This is a genomic window from Pseudomonas palleroniana (genome assembly GCF_022836895.1).
GTDB lineage: Bacteria > Pseudomonadota > Gammaproteobacteria > Pseudomonadales > Pseudomonadaceae > Aquipseudomonas > Aquipseudomonas palleroniana.
Genome location: NZ_CP092411.1, coordinates 694,345 through 711,520 on the forward strand (window position 1 = coordinate 694,345; position 17,176 = coordinate 711,520).

The following is a 17,176-nucleotide window of genomic DNA, read 5'->3' on the forward strand; positions in this document are numbered from 1 at the left end:
TATGATACACGCCGTCTACCTAATTAGCTAAATCCGTGGTATCTGAGGCTTTTTTCATGCAGGCGTATCAACGCGATTTCATTCGTTTTGCCATCGATCGCGGCGTTTTGCGCTTCGGTGAGTTCACTCTCAAGTCCGGGCGCACCAGCCCGTACTTCTTCAATGCGGGCTTGTTCAACTCGGGTTCGGCCCTGGCCCAGCTGGGTCGTTTCTACGCGGCGGCCATCGTTGAAAGCGGTATTTCGTTCGACGTGCTGTTCGGTCCAGCCTACAAGGGTATCCCCCTGGCGGCGGCTACTGCTGTGGCCCTGGCTGAACATCATGGCCAGGACCTGCCATGGTGCTTCAACCGCAAAGAGGCCAAGGCCCACGGCGAAGGCGGTAGCCTGGTCGGGGCACCGCTCAAGGGCGAAGTGCTGATCATCGACGACGTGATCACCGCCGGTACTGCGATCCGCGAAGTGATGCAGATCATTGCGTCCCAGGAAGGCGCCAAGGCTGCCGGCGTACTGATCGCGCTGAACCGTCAGGAGCGTGGCAATGGTGAATTGTCGGCCATCCAGGAAGTCGAGCGCGATTTCGGCATTCCCGTAGTGAGCATCGTATCGCTGAACCAGGTGTTGCAGTTCCTGGAAGATGATCCGCAGCTCAAGCAGCACCTGCCGGCGGTGAAGGCGTACCGCGAGCAGTTCGGCGTCCAGTAAGCGCCGCACAACAAAAAGCCCCACCTCCTACAGGAGGTGGGGCTTTTTAGTGCCTATTGATCAAGGACGCTTGCGGTTACTGATCAACGTACCCATGCCGGTATCCGTGAAGATTTCCAGCAGTACCGCGTTCGGTACACGCCCATCAATGATCAACGAGCTGCCGACGCCGCCTTGCACCGCTTCCAGCGCGCAACGGATCTTTGGCAGCATGCCGCCATAGATGGTGCCGTCGGCGATCAGGTCGTCCACTTGTTGGGTGGTCAGGCCGGTGAGGACCTTGCCTTGCTTGTCCATCAGGCCGGCAATGTTGGTCAGCAGCATGAGCTTTTCAGCTTTCAGCGCTTCAGCCACCTTGCCCGCCACAAGGTCGGCGTTGATGTTGTAGGACTCACCGTTGGCACCTACGCCGATTGGTGCGATTACCGGAATGAAATCACCCTTGACCAGCAGGTTCAGCAGGTCGGTATTCACGCCAACCACTTCGCCCACCTGGCCGATATCGATGATTTCCGGCTGGGTCATTTCCGGCGTCTGACGGGTCACCGTCAGTTTTTTCGCACGGATCAGTTCGGCGTCCTTACCGGTCAGGCCGATGGCGCTGCCGCCATGGCGGTTGATCAGGTTGACGATGTCTTTGTTTACCTGGCCGCCGAGGACCATCTCCACCACGTCCATAGTCTGTGCGTCAGTCACACGCATACCATCGATGAAGTGACTCTCGATCGACAAGCGCTTGAGCAGGTCGCCGATTTGCGGGCCGCCACCGTGAACCACCACCGGGTTGATGCCCACCGCCTTCATCATCACGATATCGCGGGCAAAGCCGGTCTTGAGCTCATCGCTTTCCATGGCATTGCCGCCGTACTTGATCACCAGCGTCTTGCCGACGTAGCGTCGGATATAAGGCAACGCTTCGGACAGGACCTTGGCGGTGTTGGCGGCGGCTTCGCGTTCGAGGGTCATTCAGGGCTCCGGTAAAAAATCAGAACGGTAATTGGAGATCAGGGGCAACACGTTTCAACTGGGCGTGGAACACGTCCTTGATGCGCTGCAACTCAGCCTCGGTATCCGCCTCGAAACGCAGCACCAGCACCGGTGTGGTGTTGGATGCGCGAACCAGGCCCCAGCCTTTGGCGTAATCGACTCGCACACCATCAATGATGGTCAGGTTGGCGCCTTCACCCCATTGTGCATCGTGCAGTGCATCAATGATGCTGAATTTGCTCTCCTCGGTCACATGGATATTGATCTCTGGAGTAGAAATATCATTCGGGAAGGTCTGAAACAGTTCTTCGGCGGAGGATTTTTCCTTGCTGAGGATCTCCAGCAGGCGGGCGGCGCTGTAAATACCGTCGTCAAACCCGAACCAACGCTCCTTGAAGAACACGTGGCCGCTCATTTCGCCGGCCAATAACGCACCGGTTTCCTTCATTTTCTTTTTGATCAACGAGTGACCGGTCTTCCACATTAGCGGGCGACCGCCGTACTCCTTGATCAGCGGGGTGAGGCGGCGGGTGCATTTCACGTCGAAGATGATCTCGGCGTTGGGATTGCGGGCCACCACATCACGGGCGAAAAGCATCAGCAGGCGATCCGGGAACACGATCTCACCGGTTTCAGTCACCACGCCCACGCGGTCGCCGTCGCCGTCGAAGGCCAGCCCCACATCGGCGCCCACTTCCTTGACCTTGGCGATCAGGTCCACCAGGTTTTCAGGCTTGCCTGGGTCCGGGTGGTGGTTGGGGAAGTTGCCGTCGACTTCGCAGAACAGCGGGATGACTTCACAGTTCAGGGCTTCGAGCAGTTGCGGCGCAATTACGCCGGCCGCGCCGTTGCCACAGTCCACCACCACTTTCAGGCGGCGTGCGAGTTTGACGTCGCGGGTGATTTCGTCAGAGTAGCGCTGCAGGATGTCGACTTTGGTGATGCTGCCCTTGCCGCTGGTCAGGTCGTTGGTTTTCAGGCGGTGGTGCAGGGCCTGGATCTGTTCATTGGCCAGGGTGTCGCCCGCGATGACGATCTTGAAGCCGTTGTAGTCCGACGGATTATGACTGCCGGTGAGCATCACCCCGGACTTGCCTGCCAGCACATTGGCTGCGTAGTACAGCGCCGGCGTCGGCACCAGGCCGACGTCACATGGCAACCGCTATCGGCCAGGCCCTGGATCAGTTGTTCCACCAACTCCGGGCCGGACAGGCGACCGTCACGGCCGACCGAAACGTTGGGCTCATTCTGCGCCAGGCTTTGGGAGCCGATGGCGCGGCCAATCCAGTAAGCGGTTTCAGCGGTCAGGGTCTTGGGCACCACGCCACGGATGTCGTAGGCGCGGAAGATGCTGTCGGGGAAGGTCGGGGCTACTCGGGCTGCGGTACTCATCGCGGGGGGGAACTCCATCTGAAGGGGGCAAAGCTGGCCTTAATGTGGCTGACCGGCAGGCTCAAACTGAAGGGTAAGACGACGTTTTCGGCAGAGAGTTCGTGGTGCAAAAATGCCATCGGCGTGCTGGCTTTGCTATGGCAGTCGCGTAATCCATTGATTTCTTTAGGGAAATATCGCTGGTTAAATCCGCGCATTCTTCATCCTGAAAAGCCGTGCGGTGGTATCAGGCCGGACAGCAGCATCCGGCCTGATTCAGCTTAGTCAGTGGCTGCCGGAATGCCCAAAACCACCTGCGCCGCGCTGGGTTTCGTCGAACTCCTGTACCAGTTCGAAGTGCGCCTGTACCACCGGTACCAATACCAACTGGGCGATGCGTTCGCCGACGGCAATGTTGAAGGCCGTCTGGCCACGGTTCCAGCAGGACACCATCAGTTCGCCCTGATAGTCAGAGTCGATCAGGCCCACGAGGTTGCCCAGCACAATCCCGTGTTTGTGGCCCAGGCCGGAACGCGGCAGGATCAATGCCGCCAGGCCTGGGTCACCCACATAGATCGATAGCCCAGTGGGGATCAGGATCGTCTGGCCTGGTTCGAGGACCGTGTCCTCTTTGAGCATGGCGCGCAGGTCCAGCCCGGCGGAGCCCGGTGTGGCGTAGGCCGGCAGTGGGAATTCGTTGCCGATGCGTGGGTCGAGGATCTTGGCTTGCAAAGCGTGCATGGAAATTAAACCTGGTTCAGCCGTTGGGCGATAAAGGAGATCAGTTGGCGGGCAATCTTGCCCTTGCTGGTCTGGGCGAAAAGGGTGGCGTGCAGTTCGCGGTCGATCACGCTGCAGGCATTTTCCTCGCTGTTGAAGCCGATGCTCGGGTTGGCGACATCATTGGCAACGATCAGGTCGAGGTTTTTGTCTTTCAATTTACGTGCGGCATAGTCCAGCAGATGCTCGGTCTCGGCTGCAAAGCCGACGCTGAAGGGGCGATCCGGGCGCGTTGCGATGCTGGCAAGAATGTCCGGGTTGCGCACCATTTGCAGGAGCAGGCCGTCACCGTTTGTAGGGTCTTTCTTGAGCTTTTGCGGGGCTACGACTTCCGGGCGGTAATCCGCTACCGCTGCCGAGGCGATAAACAGGTCGCACGGAATGGCTGCTTCGCAAGCCGCCAGCATGTCGCGGGCGCTCACTACGTCGATTCGCGTGACGCGATCAGGGGTCGGCAAATGAACCGGGCCGGTGATCAGGGTGACGCGTGCGCCTGCCTCAACCGCGGCCTCTGCCAAGGCAAAGCCCATTTTTCCTGAGCTATGGTTGGTAATGTAGCGCACCGGGTCGATGTTTTCCTGAGTGGGGCCGGCAGTAATCAATACGTGCTTGCCGGTCAGGGCCAGGTGCTGGAAGCACTCTGCGGCACACAGTGCCAGGTCCGTGGCTTCGAGCATGCGGCCCATGCCGACGTCGCCGCAGGCCTGGCTGCCGGATGCCGGGCCGAATACCTTGAGGCCACGGCTTTGCAGGAGCTGGGTGTTGGCCTGGGTGGCCGGGTCGCGCCACATGGCCTGGTTCATGGCCGGTGCAATGGCAACGGTGGCGTCGGTAGCCAGTACCAGCGTGGTCAGCAGGTCATCGGCGATACCTTGGGCCAGGCGGGCGATCAGGTCGGCGGTGGCCGGGGCGATCAGTACCAGGTCGGCCCATTTGGCCAGTTCGATATGGCCCATGGCGGCCTCTGCCGCCGGGTCGAGCAAGTCCAGGTGAACCGGGTGGCCGGACAGGGCCTGCATGGTCAGCGGGGTGATGAACTCACTGCCGCCGCGGGTCATGACCACCCGTACTTCGGCGCCTTGGTCCAGGAGCCTGCGAACCAGCTCTGCGCTCTTATAGGCGGCAATGCCGCCGCCGACGCCGAGAACGATGCGTTTCCGATACAGACGCTGCATTGGTTTGCCTTTCCAGTTCAGTGTTGCCAGTTCAGTGACGCCTGCGATGCCCCCTCCCCAGGTGAAATCGCACGCAAAAAAGAGGGCCTACGATAACACAGCGTCCGCCAGGCAACAGCGACGCACATGCCATGGGGCGTATGGAGAGGGAGGTGGGATGAGTATTCGTGATTGGCCCGTGGCGGAACGTCCGCGGGAGAAACTTCTGGAGTGGGGTGCGGCAAGCCTGTCCGATGCCGAGTTGCTGGCAATTTTCCTGCGCACTGGGGTTTCCGGCAGAAGCGCGGTCGACCTGGCGCGACATCTGTTGGTGCAATTTGGTGGGCTTCGTCAGCTTCTGGAGGCCAGCCAGACACTGTTCAGCCAGCATTTGGGGCTGGGGCCGGCGAAGTTCGCGCAGTTGCAGGCGGTATTGGAAATGTCCCGGCGTCACCTGGCCGAACGGCTGCGCACGGACTCCGTACTGGAAAGCCCGGTGGCCGTGCGCGAATACCTCAAGGCATTGTTGCGCCATGAATCCCACGAAACCTTCGGCTGCCTGTTTCTCGACTCGAAACACCGGGTTCTGGGGTTTGAGGTGTTGTCCCAAGGCACCATCGATGCGGCGATAGTCTACCCCCGGCAAGTGGTCAAGCGTGCGCTGTCGTACAACGCAGCAGCCTTGATCCTGTGCCACAACCACCCCTCTGGAAGTCTTGAGCCGAGCGCAGCTGATCGGAAATTGACCAAGTTGCTGCAGAAGACGCTGGAGTTGGTGGATGTACGGGTGCTGGATCACATCATCGTGGGGGATGGAGATCCGTTATCGATGGCGGAATATGGGTGGATGTAAGCCCGCCCCGGTGGGGCGGGCCTGGTTTTCAGGGCTTGACGCTGACCTTGGAAAAATCCTGGCGTCCAAACGGGCTCACCTGATACCCCTCGACATTCTTGCGTGTGAGGGCAAACGCCGTCGGATGCGCCAACGGCAGCCACAGCGCCTGTTGCTGGATCTGCGCCTGGGCCTGTTGATACAGCTTGCTGCGCACGCCTTGCTCGCTGGTGGTCTTGCCGGCGCTGATCAGTTTGTCCAGCGTCGGGTCGCAGTAGCGGGCGAAATTCGTCCCGGATTTCACCGCGGCACACGAGAATTGCGGGGTCAGGAAGTTATCCGGGTCGCCGTTGTCGCCAGCCCACCCCATGAATAGCAGGTCATGCTCGCCCGCCTTGGCACGGCGAATCAGCTCACCCCACTCGATCACTCGGATCTCGGCCTGGATGCCTACCTTGGCCAGGTCCGCTTGCAGCAGCTGCGCGCCGAGGTTTGGGTTGGGGTTCAGCAGGCTGCCCGTGGGACGCGTCCAAATGGTGGTCTTGAAGCCGTCCTTGAGCCCGGCACGCTCCAGAAGCGTCTTGGCCTTGGCGAGGTCCTGCGGGTAACCCGGCAAGTCCTTGGCGTAGCTCCAGGTGTTGGGCGGGTAGGGTCCATTGGCGGCTTCGGCGGTCCCTTCGAACACGGCCTTGAGGTAACTGCCCTTATCGAAGGCGAGGTTGATTGCCTGACGCACTTCCTGCTTGTCCAGAGGTGGGTGCTGGCTATTGATGGCCACGAAGGCCGTCATGAAGGCGGCCGTTTTTTCCACCTTGAGCGCTGGGTCCTTTTCGGCTTCGCCGACGTCCAATGGCTTGGGCGAAAGAGCGATCTGGCATTCGTCGCGATGCAGTTTCTGCAAGCGCACATTGGCATCCGGGGTGATGGCGAAGATCAGGTTGTCCACAGCCGGTTTGCCGGCGAAGTAGTCCGGGTTGGCCTTGTAGCGAACCACGGCATCTTTTTGAAAACGCACAAACACGAACGGGCCAGTCCCTGTCGGTTGGCTGTTGAGTTTGTCCGGTGTGCCGGCCTTGAGCAGTTTATCGGCATATTCCGCTGAATAGATCGATGCGAATCCCATGCTCAACGCCGCGAGGAAAGTGGAGTCGGCGTGATCGAGGGTGAAACGCACGGTGAGCGGGTCAAGGGCGTCGATTTTTTTGACCAGTGTGGGCAGTTGCAGCGACTGCGCATGGGGGAAGCCGCTTTGGGCGATCTGGTGCCATGGGTTGGCTGGGTCGAGCATGCGCTCGAAGCTGAAACGCACGTCTTCGGCGGTCAGGGTGCGGCTTGGGGTGAAATATTCAGTGCGATGAAACTTCACATTCGGGTGCAGCTTGAAGGTATACGTCAGGCCGTCCGGGGACACTTCCCAGCTGTCTGCCAGGCTGGGTACCAGCTTGCCGCTGGCTACGTCGTAATCCACCAGGCGATTCATCAGTACGTCGGCCGAGGCGTTGGTGGTGGTCAGCGAGTTGTATTGCACCACATCGAACCCTTCTGGGCTGGCTTCGGTGCAAACACTCAAGCTGGTGGCGGCAACGGCCAGCGGCGCGATAAATAGAGGGGCTAGCAGTAGCGGTAGGGCTGCGAGGCGCATATTCGGTTTCCTGTGCAGATCGAAGGCCCATCTGCGAGTGCAGTCTGGAAAAAAGCCTACCGTAGTGGTCTGCCGGATAAATGACTAGCCCATTTTTGCCTGTGCTTTTGCCTCAAATGCTGTTTTGATGGCGGCCTGGTGCATTTCGCTGTGCGCTTCATCCGCGCGCGCAGGCTGTGCAAATCATTCCGTGCGACGAGCGGTCGGCTGTTCAGCGGGCCCTGCTGGCAATGGTTCAGGCGTCCGAAGCCGAGATTTAAGTCGGTAAAAACGCACGGGCTGTTGTTGCACCGGGGTCTTTCTGGTATAAAGCAGCGCTCTTTTCTAGGGGCCCGGTTCCTTCGCTTGTAGGTGTAGCCGGTAAGACCCTAAAGAAACGCGGCGCCTGGCGCCAAATGACTGAGAGATTAAGCGGCCAACCCATGCCGGGTTGGGCATGTGGTTTTAGAGGGCTGAGGCATGTCGAGAGTCTGTCAAGTTACCGGTAAGGGTCCGGTGACTGGGAATAACATTTCCCACGCAAATAACAAAACCCGTCGTCGTTTCCTGCCGAACCTGCAGCATCACCGCTTCTGGGTTGAAGAAGAGAAACGTTTCGTCCGTCTGCGCGTATCTGCCAAAGGCATGCGCATCATCGACAAGCGTGGCATCACTGTCGTGCTGGCTGAATTGCGCCGCGCTGGCACAATCTAAGGAGCTATATCATGCGTGAATTGATTCGAATGATCTCTAGCGCCGGTACTGGTCACTTCTACACTACCGACAAGAACAAGCGTACTACCCCGGACAAGCTCGAAAAGAAAATGTTCGACCCGCGCGTTCGCAAGCACGTGATCTACAAAGAAGGCAAAATCAAGTAATTGGTTGCCTTTATTGTGAAAAAAAGCCCGTATCTCACGATCCGGGCTTTTTTTTGCCTGAAATTTGCGGTTCAGGCTTTCTGTTCGAACACCACGTAGATCTTGCGGCACGCCTCCAGCACTTCCCAGGTGCCGCTGAAGCCTGCGGGGATCACGAAGCGGTCGCCGGCGCGCAAGGTCTTGGCATTGCCGTCGACATCCCGCAATACAGAAACACCCTGCACAATCTCGCAGTACTCGTGTTCGGTGTAATTGACCTTCCAGTGCCCGACCTCGCCTTCCCACACTCCGGCGCTCATCTGTCCGCACGGACTGTTGTAGTGGTTGTAGAGCGTTTGTTCGGGATCACCCTTGAGGATTTTTTCGGCGGCAGGGCGGTAGCGCTCGGGGGCGGTGTTGGCTTGGCTGAAGTCGACGATGTCCTGGATGCTCATGTGCGTGTCCCGTCTGGCCTGGGGTTGGAGAGACCAAAGTCTATGTTTATTAAAATGAACATCGCAAGGGCGTTTGCCGGGGTTGTGTCAAATATATTGAAACATCCCCAGCCGCTGGTTTAGGGTGGCAGCTGCCTTGAGCCGAACAGCAGGCTGGCCGGGCAAGAATTCTTTGAGGCTGCCGTGGGACATCACCCGGGCCTTGTATTCAATAAGAGGAGGACACTCGAATGACCACCCTGACCCGTGCCGACTGGGAACAACGCGCCAAGGAGCTGAAGATCGAAGGCCGCGCCTACATCAATGGCGAGTACACCGCCGCTGCTTCCGGCGAGACTTTCGAATGCATCAGCCCGGTCGATGGCCGCGTACTGGCCACCATTGCCAGCTGCGACGCCGCTGACGCCCAGCGTGCCGTGGAAAATGCCCGTGCCACGTTCAATTCCGGTGTCTGGTCGCGCCTGGCGCCGGCCAAGCGCAAGTCCGCCATGCTGCGTTTCGCCGCGTTGCTCAAGGCCAACGCCGAAGAGCTGGCACTGCTTGAAACCCTGGACATGGGTAAGCCGATCAGCGACTCCTTGAATATCGACGTACCCGGCGCGGCGGGTGCCCTGAGCTGGAGCGGCGAAGCGATCGACAAGATCTATGACGAAGTGGCTGCCACCCCTCACGATCAGCTGGGTCTGGTAACCCGCGAGCCGGTGGGCGTCGTAGGTGCCATTGTGCCGTGGAACTTCCCCTTGATGATGGCCTGCTGGAAGCTCGGCCCGGCCCTGTCCACCGGTAACTCGGTGATCCTGAAGCCGTCCGAAAAATCGCCGCTGACGGCCATACGCATCGCGGCCCTGGCCGTTGAGGCCGGTATTCCAAAAGGTGTGTTTAACGTGCTGCCGGGTTACGGCCACACCGTGGGTAACGCACTGGCGCTGCACATGGACGTCGACACGCTGGTGTTCACCGGCTCCACCAAGATCGCCAAGCAACTGTTGATCCGCTCCGGCGAGTCGAACATGAAGCGCGTGTGGCTGGAAGCGGGCGGCAAGAGCCCGAACATCGTGTTTGCCGATGCGCCGGACCTGCAGGCCGCTGCCGAATCCGCTGCCAGCGCGATTGCCTTCAACCAGGGCGAAGTCTGCACCGCAGGTTCGCGCCTGCTCGTCGAACGTTCCATCAAGGACACCTTCCTGCCGCTGGTGATCGAGGCCCTCAAAGGCTGGAAGCCGGGCAACCCACTGGACCCGGCGACCAACGTCGGCGCGCTGGTGGACACCCAACAGATGAACAACGTGCTGTCCTACATCGAGGCTGGTCATGCCGACGGCGCCAAGCTGGTGGTCGGTGGCAAGCGTACGCTGGAAGAAACCGGCGGCACTTATGTCGAGCCGACCATCTTCGACGGTGTGACCAATGCCATGAAGATCGCGCAGGAAGAGATCTTTGGCCCGGTTCTGTCGGTGATCACCTTCGACAGTGCCGAGGAAGCGGTCAAGATTGCCAACGATACCGTCTATGGCCTGGCCGCAGCCGTATGGACAGCTGATATCTCCAAGGCGCACCTGACTGCCAAGGCCTTGCGCGCCGGTAGCGTGTGGGTGAACCAGTACGACGGTGGCGACATGACTGCACCGTTTGGTGGTTTCAAGCAGTCGGGCAACGGTCGCGACAAATCGCTGCATGCGTTCGACAAGTACACCGAGCTTAAGGCCACCTGGATCAAGCTCTAAGCAACACCGCAGGTCTAATGTGGGAGGGGGCTGGCCCCCGATAGCGGTGTATCAGTCACCCCATGCAGTGACTGGCACTCTGCTATCGGGAGCAAGCCCCCTCCCACTTTCATTTTGTGTGTTTTGATAATTCCCCACAGGAGCGTGGACATGCGTTGGGCGACTTATTTCGCCGTGCTGGCTTCGGTGCTGAGTGTCGGCCTGGCCTTGGGCGTCAGCATGCCGCTGGTATCGCTGCGCCTGGAGGGCTGGGGCTACGGCAGCTTCGCCATTGGGGTGATGGCCGCGATGCCGGCCTTTGGCGTGCTGCTCGGCGCCAAGGTTTCCAGCCGCATGGCTTCCTGGTTGGGCACCGCCAACCTGATGCGCTTGTGCCTGTGGGCCGGGGCGGTCTCCATAGGGTTGCTGGCGATCCTGCCGAGTTACCCGGTTTGGCTGGTGCTGCGACTGATGATCGGGGTGATCCTGACCATCGTATTCATCCTCGGTGAAAGCTGGATCAACCAGTTGGTGGTGGAGCAATGGCGTGGCCGCCTGGTGGCGCTGTATGGCTGCAGCTATGCCTTGAGCCAACTCTCGGGGCCGCTGCTGCTGGGCCTGCTGGGCACCGATCAGGATTATGGCTTTTGGGTTGGCGTGGGTCTGTTGATGGTTGCACCGCTGCTGCTGTTGGGGCGGTCCGGCGCACCCACTGCCGAATCTTTCAGCGTGACTTTCGGCGACCTGTGGCGCTTCTGTCGCAGCTTGCCGGCGATTGCGTGGGCGGTGGCGTTATTTGCGGCGTTCGAAGCGATGATTCTGACGCTGCTGCCGGTGTATTGCCTGCAGCAAGGCTTCACTGCCGAGATCGCCCTGGCGATGGTCAGCACCGTGGTGGTCGGTGATGCTCTGTTGCAATTGCCGATCGGCGCCTTGGCCGACTACCTGCCGCGGCGTACGTTGTTCTTGAGTTGTGCGGTGCTGTTGCTGGCCTCAAGCCTGGCGATTCCGGTGCTGATGCACACTTTGCTGATCTGGCCGGTATGGGTGATCTTCGGCGCCAGTGCCGGCGGGTTGTTCACGCTGTCGTTGATCCTGATCGGCGAGCGCTACCGCGATGATGCGCTGGTACGCGCCAATGCCCATGTGGCGCAGCTATGGGGCATCGGTTGCCTGATCGGTCCGTTGGTGGCTGGCGCGGGCGGTCAGTGGATCAGCGGGCATGCATTGCCATTGCTGATGGCCGCCGGCGCGTTGGGCCTGGTGCTGTTGTTACTGCGCCAGGGCGCATTTGGCGTCGCGCAACCGGCCTGAATTCGATCAACTGTGGGAGGGGGCTTGCTCCCGATAGCGGTCCACCAGTGACCCATGCACTGACTGATCCACCGTTATCGGGAGCAAGCCCCTCCCACCCTAAAGCATGCGCTCCAGCCCAACACTCGTAGCGAACCAGGCATTGAACCGCCGCCACCAGTTGCCTGGTTCGCGAGTCAGCGTGTGCATCTGGCCGTTGTCCTCGGTGACCCACACCAGCTGGCCGTCCTGCAATTTCGCCTGGTAGCTCAAGGCCGGTGACATACCTTCCAGCGCCAGGTTGCGCACGTGTTCCGCCAGCTCGGGACTGTCCACCAGCACGCCGACTTCGGTGTTCCACAGCACCGAGCGTGGGTCGAAGTTGAACGAACCGATAAACGATTTTTCCCGGTCGAAGATCATGGCTTTGCTGTGCAGGCTGGAGTCCGAGCCGTGAAAAGCTCCCCGGCGAAACAGGTGCGCGCCACTGCCGCTGCCGCCTGCGCCCGGCTGACGGCGCAACTCGTAGAGTTTCACTCCATGTTCGAGCAGCGCCTTGCGATAAGGTGCGTAGCCGCCATGGACCGCCGGTACATCGGTGGCTTCCAGGGAATTGGTGAGCAGGCTCACCGACACGCCGGCATCGGCGCGGCCGGTCAGGTAAACCAGCCCGGGCTGCCCCGGCACAAAATACGCCGAGATCATCATCAGTTCATGGCTGACGCTGTTCAGCTCCGGCGCCAGTTGGGTGGTGAGCAGCAAGCGCGGGTCCGGGTCGGCTTTGGCCAGCACCTTGCTCGGCGCGTCCCACAGCGCCTGGTTCCAGGCCCAGATCAGCTCGCGTCGCCAGATGTCCATGCGCGGTTGGGTCTGGTAAGTACGCAGCCGGTTATACAGGACGTGATGCTGCTGACGGTATTCGGCCAGCGAGTCTTGCAGGCGTAAGCGGGCTGCGGTCAGGTCGTCTTTGGACGGGCTGCTTGAGACAAAGTCGTCGATGGGCTTGCTCAGTGCGCTGTTCCAGTACTGATCAAAGCTATGCCCGAGCTGCTCAGCCACCGGCCCCACGCTGAGCATGTCGATATCGGTGAAGTTCAGGTTCGGCTCGGCGTCAAAGTACTCATCGCCCAGGTTGCGTCCGCCGACGATGGCCACGCTGTTATCCGCCAGCCACAGTTTGTTGTGCATGCGCCGATGTTGCAGCGACAGGTTGAACAAGCGCCCCATGGCCCGCGTCACGCCGGTGCTGCGTCCGAGGTGCAGTGGGTTGAACAGGCGAATCTGGATCTGCGGGTGGGTGGCGAGGGTGGCGATGACCTGGTCGAGACCGTCGCTGGTGGTGTCATCCAGCAAAATGCGGATACGTACGCCACGATCCGCCGCCTTGAGCAGTTCGTCCACCAGCATGCGCGTGCTGAGGCCGTCGTGGACGATGTAGTACTGCAGGTCGAGGCTGCTCTGGGCATTGCGGATCAGTTCGGCGCGCGCCATGAACGCTTCGCTGCTGTTGGGGAGCAGGCGAAAGCCGGAGCGGCCCTGGTAGGGCGCGGCCTGGGCCTGGATCGAGCGGCCGAACGACGATTGCGCGGCGGGCAGCGCGTCGCTGGGAATGCGCGGGGCGTCCACCGTGGCGCAGCCACTCAGGGCTAGGGCGCCCAGCAGGAAAAAAGGTAAAAGCCGTCGAGTCATCAAAGGCGCTGCATTCCGATCAGGGCGGTTGTGGGCATATGACGGTTAATTTTGAGGAAAGGTCAGTCTTCGGCCTCGGCCAGTAACTTGATCGCGGCTGCGCCGATCTTGCGTACCGCTTCTTCGATCTGCGGGGTTGGCTTGGCAGAGTAATTCATGCGCAGGCAGTTCCGGTATTTGCCCGATGCGGAAAAGATACTGCCCACAGCCACCTGTACCCCTTGTTCCATCAGCACGCGATTGAGCTTGAGGGTGTCGAAACCTTCCGGCAGTTCGACCCACAGCATGAAGCTGCCCTGGGGTCGGCTGGCGCGGGTGCCGGCCGGGAAGTAGCGGCTGACCCAGTCGAGGATCAGGTCGCGATTGCGCTGGTATTGGGTGCGCATCCGCCGCAAATGCGGTTCGAAATGACCGTTCTTGAGGAATTCGGCAATGGCAATCTGCGGCTGCGTCGCCGTGGAGCCGGTGCTGATGTATTTCATGTGCAGCACCCGCTCCAGATACCGGCCCGGAGCCACCCAGCCGATACGCAGGCCCGGTGCCAGGGTTTTCGAAAAGGAGCTGCAGAGCAAGACACGGCCATCTTCGTCGAAGGATTTGATGGTGCGCGGGCGTGGGTAGCTGTAGGCCAGGTCGCCATATACGTCGTCTTCGATGATCGCCACATCAAAGCGTTGGGCCAGCGTCAGCAGCGCACGTTTGCGGGCCTCGGGCATGATGTAGCCCAGCGGATTATTGCAGTTGGGGGTCAGCTGGATGACCTTGATGGGCCACTGCTCCAGCGCCAGCTCCAGGGCTTCCAGGCTGATGCCGGTGATGGGGTCGGTGGGGATTTCCAGGGCTTTCATGTCCAGGCCCTTGAGGGTTTGCATGGCGCCGTGGAAGCTCGGCGAGTCCACCGCAACGATGTCGCCCGGCTCGCAGATGGCATGGATGCTGGCCGACAGTGCCTCATGGCAGCCGGTGGTGATGACGATATCTTCGGCGGTGAGTTGGCAGCCGGAATCCAGCGACAGCCGGGCAATCTGTTCACGCAACTCCATACAGCCGAGGATGTTGTCGTAATACAGCCCAGGCAGATCCTGGCGACGACTCACGCGGGCCAGGCTGCGCAGCAAAGGCTTGATGGTGGGAGACAATACATCCGGCATACCGCGGCCCATCTGTATGACATCTTTGCGTGGCACCGCACGAATCAGTTCCAGGACCTGGTCCCACTGGGAAATCTCGACCGGCCGTTGGGCCGGGCGCCCCACCTCGGGGAGGGCCGGCAGCTCGCGGCCGACGGGCACGAAGTAGCCGGACTTGGGCTTGGGCATTGCCAGGCCATTGTCTTCCAGCACGCGATACGCCTGTTGCACGGTACTCAGGCTGACCCCGTGTTCCACACTCAGCGCCCGCACGGAGGGCAGGCGATCACCGGGGCGATAGAAGCCTTGTTCGATGCGCGTGCCCAGTAGTTCGGCAAGGTTGACGTAAAGGGTCATGGTGGCCGCTCCTGAGGGACCAGTACAGATGCAAGGAAAATACAGGATTCAAGGGACTAAAGGCAGTATCTGTATGGATTTAATAAAACTGAGTTGAATCTGTAATGGTTTCGTCTGCTCGGTGATCCTAGTCACTCATGGCAACAGGCAAATGAGGGGCAGCAAAATGAGAGGCATGAGCGATGTGCGGTTGGTGTTACACAGTCAGGAACTGGAAGCGGGGCAGGCACGCACGCTGTCGATGTTGACCCGCTGCCGCTGGAACCTGTTCTGGCACCGCCGTCACACGCGCAAGGCTCTGCTGGCGCTTACCCCGGAGCAATTGCGCGATGTGGGGCTGACCGCGGAGCAGGCCCGCGAGGAAGGTTTGAAACCCTTCTGGCGCGGCTGAATCAGACCCACTCCCTGAAACGGTGCCAGAGCATTCCCAGTGCCAACAGCGGCGAGCGCAAATGCTTGCCGCCGGGGAAGGTGATGTGCGGCACTCGGGCGAACAGGTCGAAGCGGCCCTGTTGCTGGCCGCTGATGGCTTCGGCCAGCAGTTTGCCGGCCAGGTGCGTGGCATTGAGGCCGTGGCCTGCATAGGCTTGGGCGTAATACACATTGGGTTGCTCCGCCAACCGGCCGATCTGCGGCAGGCGGTTGGCGCCGATGCCGATCATGCCGCCCCACTGGTAATCGATTTTTGCGTCAGCCAATTGTGGGAACACCTTGAGCATCTTCGGTCGCATATAGGCAGCGATGTCCTGGGGATCCCGGCCGGAGTAATGGCAGGCACCGCCGAACAGCAGGCGGCGGTCGGCGGACAGGCGGAAGTAATCCACCGTCACCCGTTGGTCACACACCGCCATGTTCTGCGGCAGCAGGTTGGCGGCCTGGGCTTCGCTCAACGGCTCGGTGGCGATGATGTAGCTGCCGGCGGGCAGCACTTTGCCGCTCAACTGCGGGTTCAGGCCATTGAGATAAGCGTTGCAGGCCAGCACCAGCGTCTTGGCGCGTACGTTGCCTTGAGCCGTGTGTACGTTGACCTCAGGGCCATAGTCGATGCGTGTGACGGCCGATTGTTCGAACAGCTTCACCCCCAATTGCTGCGCAACGGCGGCCTCGCCGAGGGCCAGGTTCAGCGGGTGCAGGTGGCCGGAGCCCATGTCGATCATGCCGCCGGCATAACGCTCGGAGCCGATCACGCTGCTCATTTCGCTGGCTTGCAGCAGGCGCACTTCATGCCGGTAGCCGAGGCTGCGCAGTTCTTCGGCGTCTTCTGCCAGGCCCTGCAGGTGCTGAGGTTTGTTCGCCAGGTCGCAATAACCCCAGGTCAGGTCACAGGGGATCTGATAGCGCTCGATGCGCTCGCGCACGATTTGCACCGCCTCCAGGCCCATCAACTTCATCTGGCGCACGCCGTCGGTGCCGATAACGTTGGCGAACTGGTCCAGGCCGTGGCCGACGCCCCGAATCAACTGGCCGCCGTTACGCCCGCTGGCGCCCCAACCGATCTTGCGGGCTTCCAGCAGCACTACGCTGAAGCCGCGCTCGGCCAGTTCCAGCGCGGTATTGAGCCCGGAATAACCACCGCCGATCACGCACACATCCGCACGCATTTCACCGGCCAGCGCCGGGTAGTCGGGTTGCAGAACGCTGCTGGCAGCGTAGTAAGACGTGGTGTGCCGGGCGCTGGCAGTCATGGGCGCATCCCTGTTTGGAAAATTTGACGCAGGATACAGCGGTCGGATGAAGCTGTCTGCGCAGGGCGTTTTGCGTCAGAATTCATGCCTATTCGCCGTTCGGTAACTGTGTTGATGAGTTGCAACAGTCAGAAAATCAGCGCGCTGCGCCGACAGATTCCCTCGTTCGAGTGCGTTCCCGGTTGCCACGACTGCTGTGGGCCAGTGACCACGTCACCTGAAGAAATGTCGCGCCTGCCACGCAAGACTGCCGCCGAACAGGAGGCGGCCATGGACGAGCTGAACTGCGTGCACCTGGGCCCCAACGGTTGCACGGTGTATGACGAACGCCCGTTGATCTGTCGGTTGTTCGGTACCACCAAGACCTTGCCGTGCCCCAATGGGCGGCGCCCGGTGGAGCTGATTCACCCACGGGTGGAGAAGCAGATCCACGAATACATGGCGAGTACGCGGCAGGTACTGGTCTGACGGATATAGGCAGTCAAAAAATGTGGGAGGGGACGTGCTCCCGATTGCAGTGTGTCAGGCAGCAGAAGTGCTGAGTGATCCACCGCT

The 17,176-nt window shown here is 60.6% G+C and carries 17 protein-coding genes and 1 pseudogene; 9 read left to right on the plus strand and 9 right to left on the minus strand.

Annotated features, from left to right (window positions below):
• Positions 1-56: 56 nt before the first annotated feature.
• Complete coding sequence (pyrE, locus tag MJP36_RS02945; protein WP_104995021.1) at positions 57-704, plus strand: orotate phosphoribosyltransferase; 648 nt, start codon at positions 57-59, stop codon at positions 702-704.
• A 60-nt stretch (positions 705-764) separates the two neighbouring features.
• Here the strand turns inward: pyrE and argB are convergent, their stop codons facing one another.
• Together argB and MJP36_RS02955 are read right to left on the minus strand one after the other, a co-directional pair.
• Entirely contained in the window at positions 765-1,670 is a 906-nt protein-coding gene (argB, locus tag MJP36_RS02950; protein WP_060753665.1) for an acetylglutamate kinase, read from the minus strand.
• A 19-nt stretch (positions 1,671-1,689) separates the two neighbouring features.
• Positions 1,690-3,107 (minus strand): annotated as a pseudogene (locus tag MJP36_RS02955) (phosphomannomutase/phosphoglucomutase); the annotation flags it as partial.
• Between the two features lie 18 nt (positions 3,108-3,125).
• Here MJP36_RS02955 and MJP36_RS02960 point away from each other — a divergent pair.
• Positions 3,126-3,347, plus strand: coding sequence for a hypothetical protein (locus tag MJP36_RS02960; RefSeq protein WP_158510683.1), 222 nt, complete (start codon positions 3,126-3,128; stop codon positions 3,345-3,347).
• On the opposite strand, the gene dut is transcribed toward MJP36_RS02960, so the two are convergent.
• Positions 3,348-3,803 (minus strand): dUTP diphosphatase, encoded by a 456-nt coding sequence (gene dut, locus MJP36_RS02965; RefSeq protein ID WP_016975923.1) that lies wholly within the window; start codon positions 3,801-3,803, stop codon positions 3,348-3,350.
• 5 nt (positions 3,804-3,808) lie between these two features.
• On the minus strand, positions 3,809-5,017 hold the full coding sequence (gene coaBC, locus MJP36_RS02970) for a bifunctional phosphopantothenoylcysteine decarboxylase/phosphopantothenate--cysteine ligase CoaBC (RefSeq protein ID WP_060753663.1): 1,209 nt from the start codon (positions 5,015-5,017) through the stop codon (positions 3,809-3,811).
• Between the two features lie 157 nt (positions 5,018-5,174).
• On the opposite strand from coaBC, the gene radC reads away from it, so the two are divergent.
• The gene (gene radC, locus MJP36_RS02975; protein WP_060753662.1) at positions 5,175-5,849 is read left to right on the plus strand and encodes a RadC family protein; all 675 of its coding nucleotides are present in this window, start codon (positions 5,175-5,177) and stop codon (positions 5,847-5,849) included.
• A 28-nt stretch (positions 5,850-5,877) separates the two neighbouring features.
• Here the strand turns inward: radC and MJP36_RS02980 are convergent, their stop codons facing one another.
• On the minus strand, positions 5,878-7,470 hold the full coding sequence (locus MJP36_RS02980; protein WP_244384862.1) for an ABC transporter substrate-binding protein: 1,593 nt from the start codon (positions 7,468-7,470) through the stop codon (positions 5,878-5,880).
• A 459-nt stretch (positions 7,471-7,929) separates the two neighbouring features.
• On the opposite strand from MJP36_RS02980, the gene rpmB reads away from it, so the two are divergent.
• Positions 7,930-8,163, plus strand: coding sequence for a 50S ribosomal protein L28 (gene rpmB / locus MJP36_RS02985; protein ID WP_010207494.1), 234 nt, complete (start codon positions 7,930-7,932; stop codon positions 8,161-8,163).
• Between the two features lie 11 nt (positions 8,164-8,174).
• Positions 8,175-8,330: a 50S ribosomal protein L33 gene (gene rpmG / locus MJP36_RS02990; protein WP_003176906.1), complete on the plus strand. Its 156-nt coding sequence runs from the start codon at positions 8,175-8,177 to the stop codon at positions 8,328-8,330.
• 71 nt (positions 8,331-8,401) lie between these two features.
• On the opposite strand, the gene MJP36_RS02995 is transcribed toward rpmG, so the two are convergent.
• A complete protein-coding gene (locus MJP36_RS02995) occupies positions 8,402-8,764 on the minus strand; it encodes a cupin domain-containing protein (protein WP_060753660.1) in 363 nt (120 codons plus the stop codon).
• Between the two features lie 230 nt (positions 8,765-8,994).
• Between MJP36_RS02995 and MJP36_RS03000 the strand changes: the two genes are divergently transcribed.
• Both MJP36_RS03000 and MJP36_RS03005 read left to right on the plus strand, forming a co-directional pair.
• Positions 8,995-10,488, plus strand: a complete 1,494-nt coding sequence (locus MJP36_RS03000) for an aldehyde dehydrogenase (protein ID WP_060753659.1) — start codon at positions 8,995-8,997, stop codon at positions 10,486-10,488.
• Between the two features lie 150 nt (positions 10,489-10,638).
• Positions 10,639-11,781: an MFS transporter gene (locus MJP36_RS03005; protein ID WP_244384863.1), complete on the plus strand. Its 1,143-nt coding sequence runs from the start codon at positions 10,639-10,641 to the stop codon at positions 11,779-11,781.
• A gap of 99 nt (positions 11,782-11,880) precedes the next feature.
• Here MJP36_RS03005 and MJP36_RS03010 read toward each other — a convergent pair whose 3' ends face one another.
• Entirely contained in the window at positions 11,881-13,449 is a 1,569-nt protein-coding gene (locus MJP36_RS03010) for a phospholipase D family protein (RefSeq protein WP_161548609.1), read from the minus strand.
• 62 nt (positions 13,450-13,511) lie between these two features.
• Positions 13,512-14,936 (minus strand): aminotransferase-like domain-containing protein, encoded by a 1,425-nt coding sequence (locus tag MJP36_RS03015; protein WP_244384864.1) that lies wholly within the window; start codon positions 14,934-14,936, stop codon positions 13,512-13,514.
• Between the two features lie 166 nt (positions 14,937-15,102).
• Here MJP36_RS03015 and MJP36_RS03020 point away from each other — a divergent pair, with 166 nt between their 5' ends.
• Positions 15,103-15,327: a DUF1127 domain-containing protein gene (locus MJP36_RS03020; protein ID WP_244384865.1), complete on the plus strand. Its 225-nt coding sequence runs from the start codon at positions 15,103-15,105 to the stop codon at positions 15,325-15,327.
• Between the two features lies 1 nt (position 15,328).
• On the opposite strand, the gene MJP36_RS03025 is transcribed toward MJP36_RS03020, so the two are convergent.
• Complete coding sequence (locus MJP36_RS03025; RefSeq protein ID WP_060753655.1) at positions 15,329-16,621, minus strand: NAD(P)/FAD-dependent oxidoreductase; 1,293 nt, start codon at positions 16,619-16,621, stop codon at positions 15,329-15,331.
• A gap of 114 nt (positions 16,622-16,735) precedes the next feature.
• Here MJP36_RS03025 and MJP36_RS03030 point away from each other — a divergent pair, with 114 nt between their 5' ends.
• The gene (locus MJP36_RS03030; protein WP_017135860.1) at positions 16,736-17,089 is read left to right on the plus strand and encodes a YkgJ family cysteine cluster protein; all 354 of its coding nucleotides are present in this window, start codon (positions 16,736-16,738) and stop codon (positions 17,087-17,089) included.
• Positions 17,090-17,176 lie beyond the last annotated feature (87 nt).

Coding starts and splice junctions, on each gene's coding strand:
- MJP36_RS03000 (WP_060753659.1), top strand. CDS start 8,995: ATGACCACCCTGACCCGTGCCGACTGGGAACAACGCGCCAAGGAGCTG.
- MJP36_RS03005 (WP_244384863.1), top strand. CDS start 10,639: ATGCGTTGGGCGACTTATTTCGCCGTGCTGGCTTCGGTGCTGAGTGTC.
- MJP36_RS03020 (WP_244384865.1), top strand. CDS start 15,103: ATGAGAGGCATGAGCGATGTGCGGTTGGTGTTACACAGTCAGGAACTG.
- argB (WP_060753665.1), bottom strand. CDS start 1,670: ATGACCCTCGAACGCGAAGCCGCCGCCAACACCGCCAAGGTCCTGTCC.
- MJP36_RS02980 (WP_244384862.1), bottom strand. CDS start 7,470: ATGCGCCTCGCAGCCCTACCGCTACTGCTAGCCCCTCTATTTATCGCG.
- MJP36_RS03015 (WP_244384864.1), bottom strand. CDS start 14,936: ATGACCCTTTACGTCAACCTTGCCGAACTACTGGGCACGCGCATCGAA.
- MJP36_RS02960 (WP_158510683.1), top strand. CDS start 3,126: ATGTGGCTGACCGGCAGGCTCAAACTGAAGGGTAAGACGACGTTTTCG.
- dut (WP_016975923.1), bottom strand. CDS start 3,803: ATGCACGCTTTGCAAGCCAAGATCCTCGACCCACGCATCGGCAACGAA.
- MJP36_RS02995 (WP_060753660.1), bottom strand. CDS start 8,764: ATGAGCATCCAGGACATCGTCGACTTCAGCCAAGCCAACACCGCCCCC.
- rpmG (WP_003176906.1), top strand. CDS start 8,175: ATGCGTGAATTGATTCGAATGATCTCTAGCGCCGGTACTGGTCACTTC.
- rpmB (WP_010207494.1), top strand. CDS start 7,930: ATGTCGAGAGTCTGTCAAGTTACCGGTAAGGGTCCGGTGACTGGGAAT.
- MJP36_RS03010 (WP_161548609.1), bottom strand. CDS start 13,449: ATGACTCGACGGCTTTTACCTTTTTTCCTGCTGGGCGCCCTAGCCCTG.
- MJP36_RS03030 (WP_017135860.1), top strand. CDS start 16,736: ATGAGTTGCAACAGTCAGAAAATCAGCGCGCTGCGCCGACAGATTCCC.
- pyrE (WP_104995021.1), top strand. CDS start 57: ATGCAGGCGTATCAACGCGATTTCATTCGTTTTGCCATCGATCGCGGC.
- MJP36_RS03025 (WP_060753655.1), bottom strand. CDS start 16,621: ATGACTGCCAGCGCCCGGCACACCACGTCTTACTACGCTGCCAGCAGC.
- coaBC (WP_060753663.1), bottom strand. CDS start 5,017: ATGCAGCGTCTGTATCGGAAACGCATCGTTCTCGGCGTCGGCGGCGGC.
- radC (WP_060753662.1), top strand. CDS start 5,175: ATGAGTATTCGTGATTGGCCCGTGGCGGAACGTCCGCGGGAGAAACTT.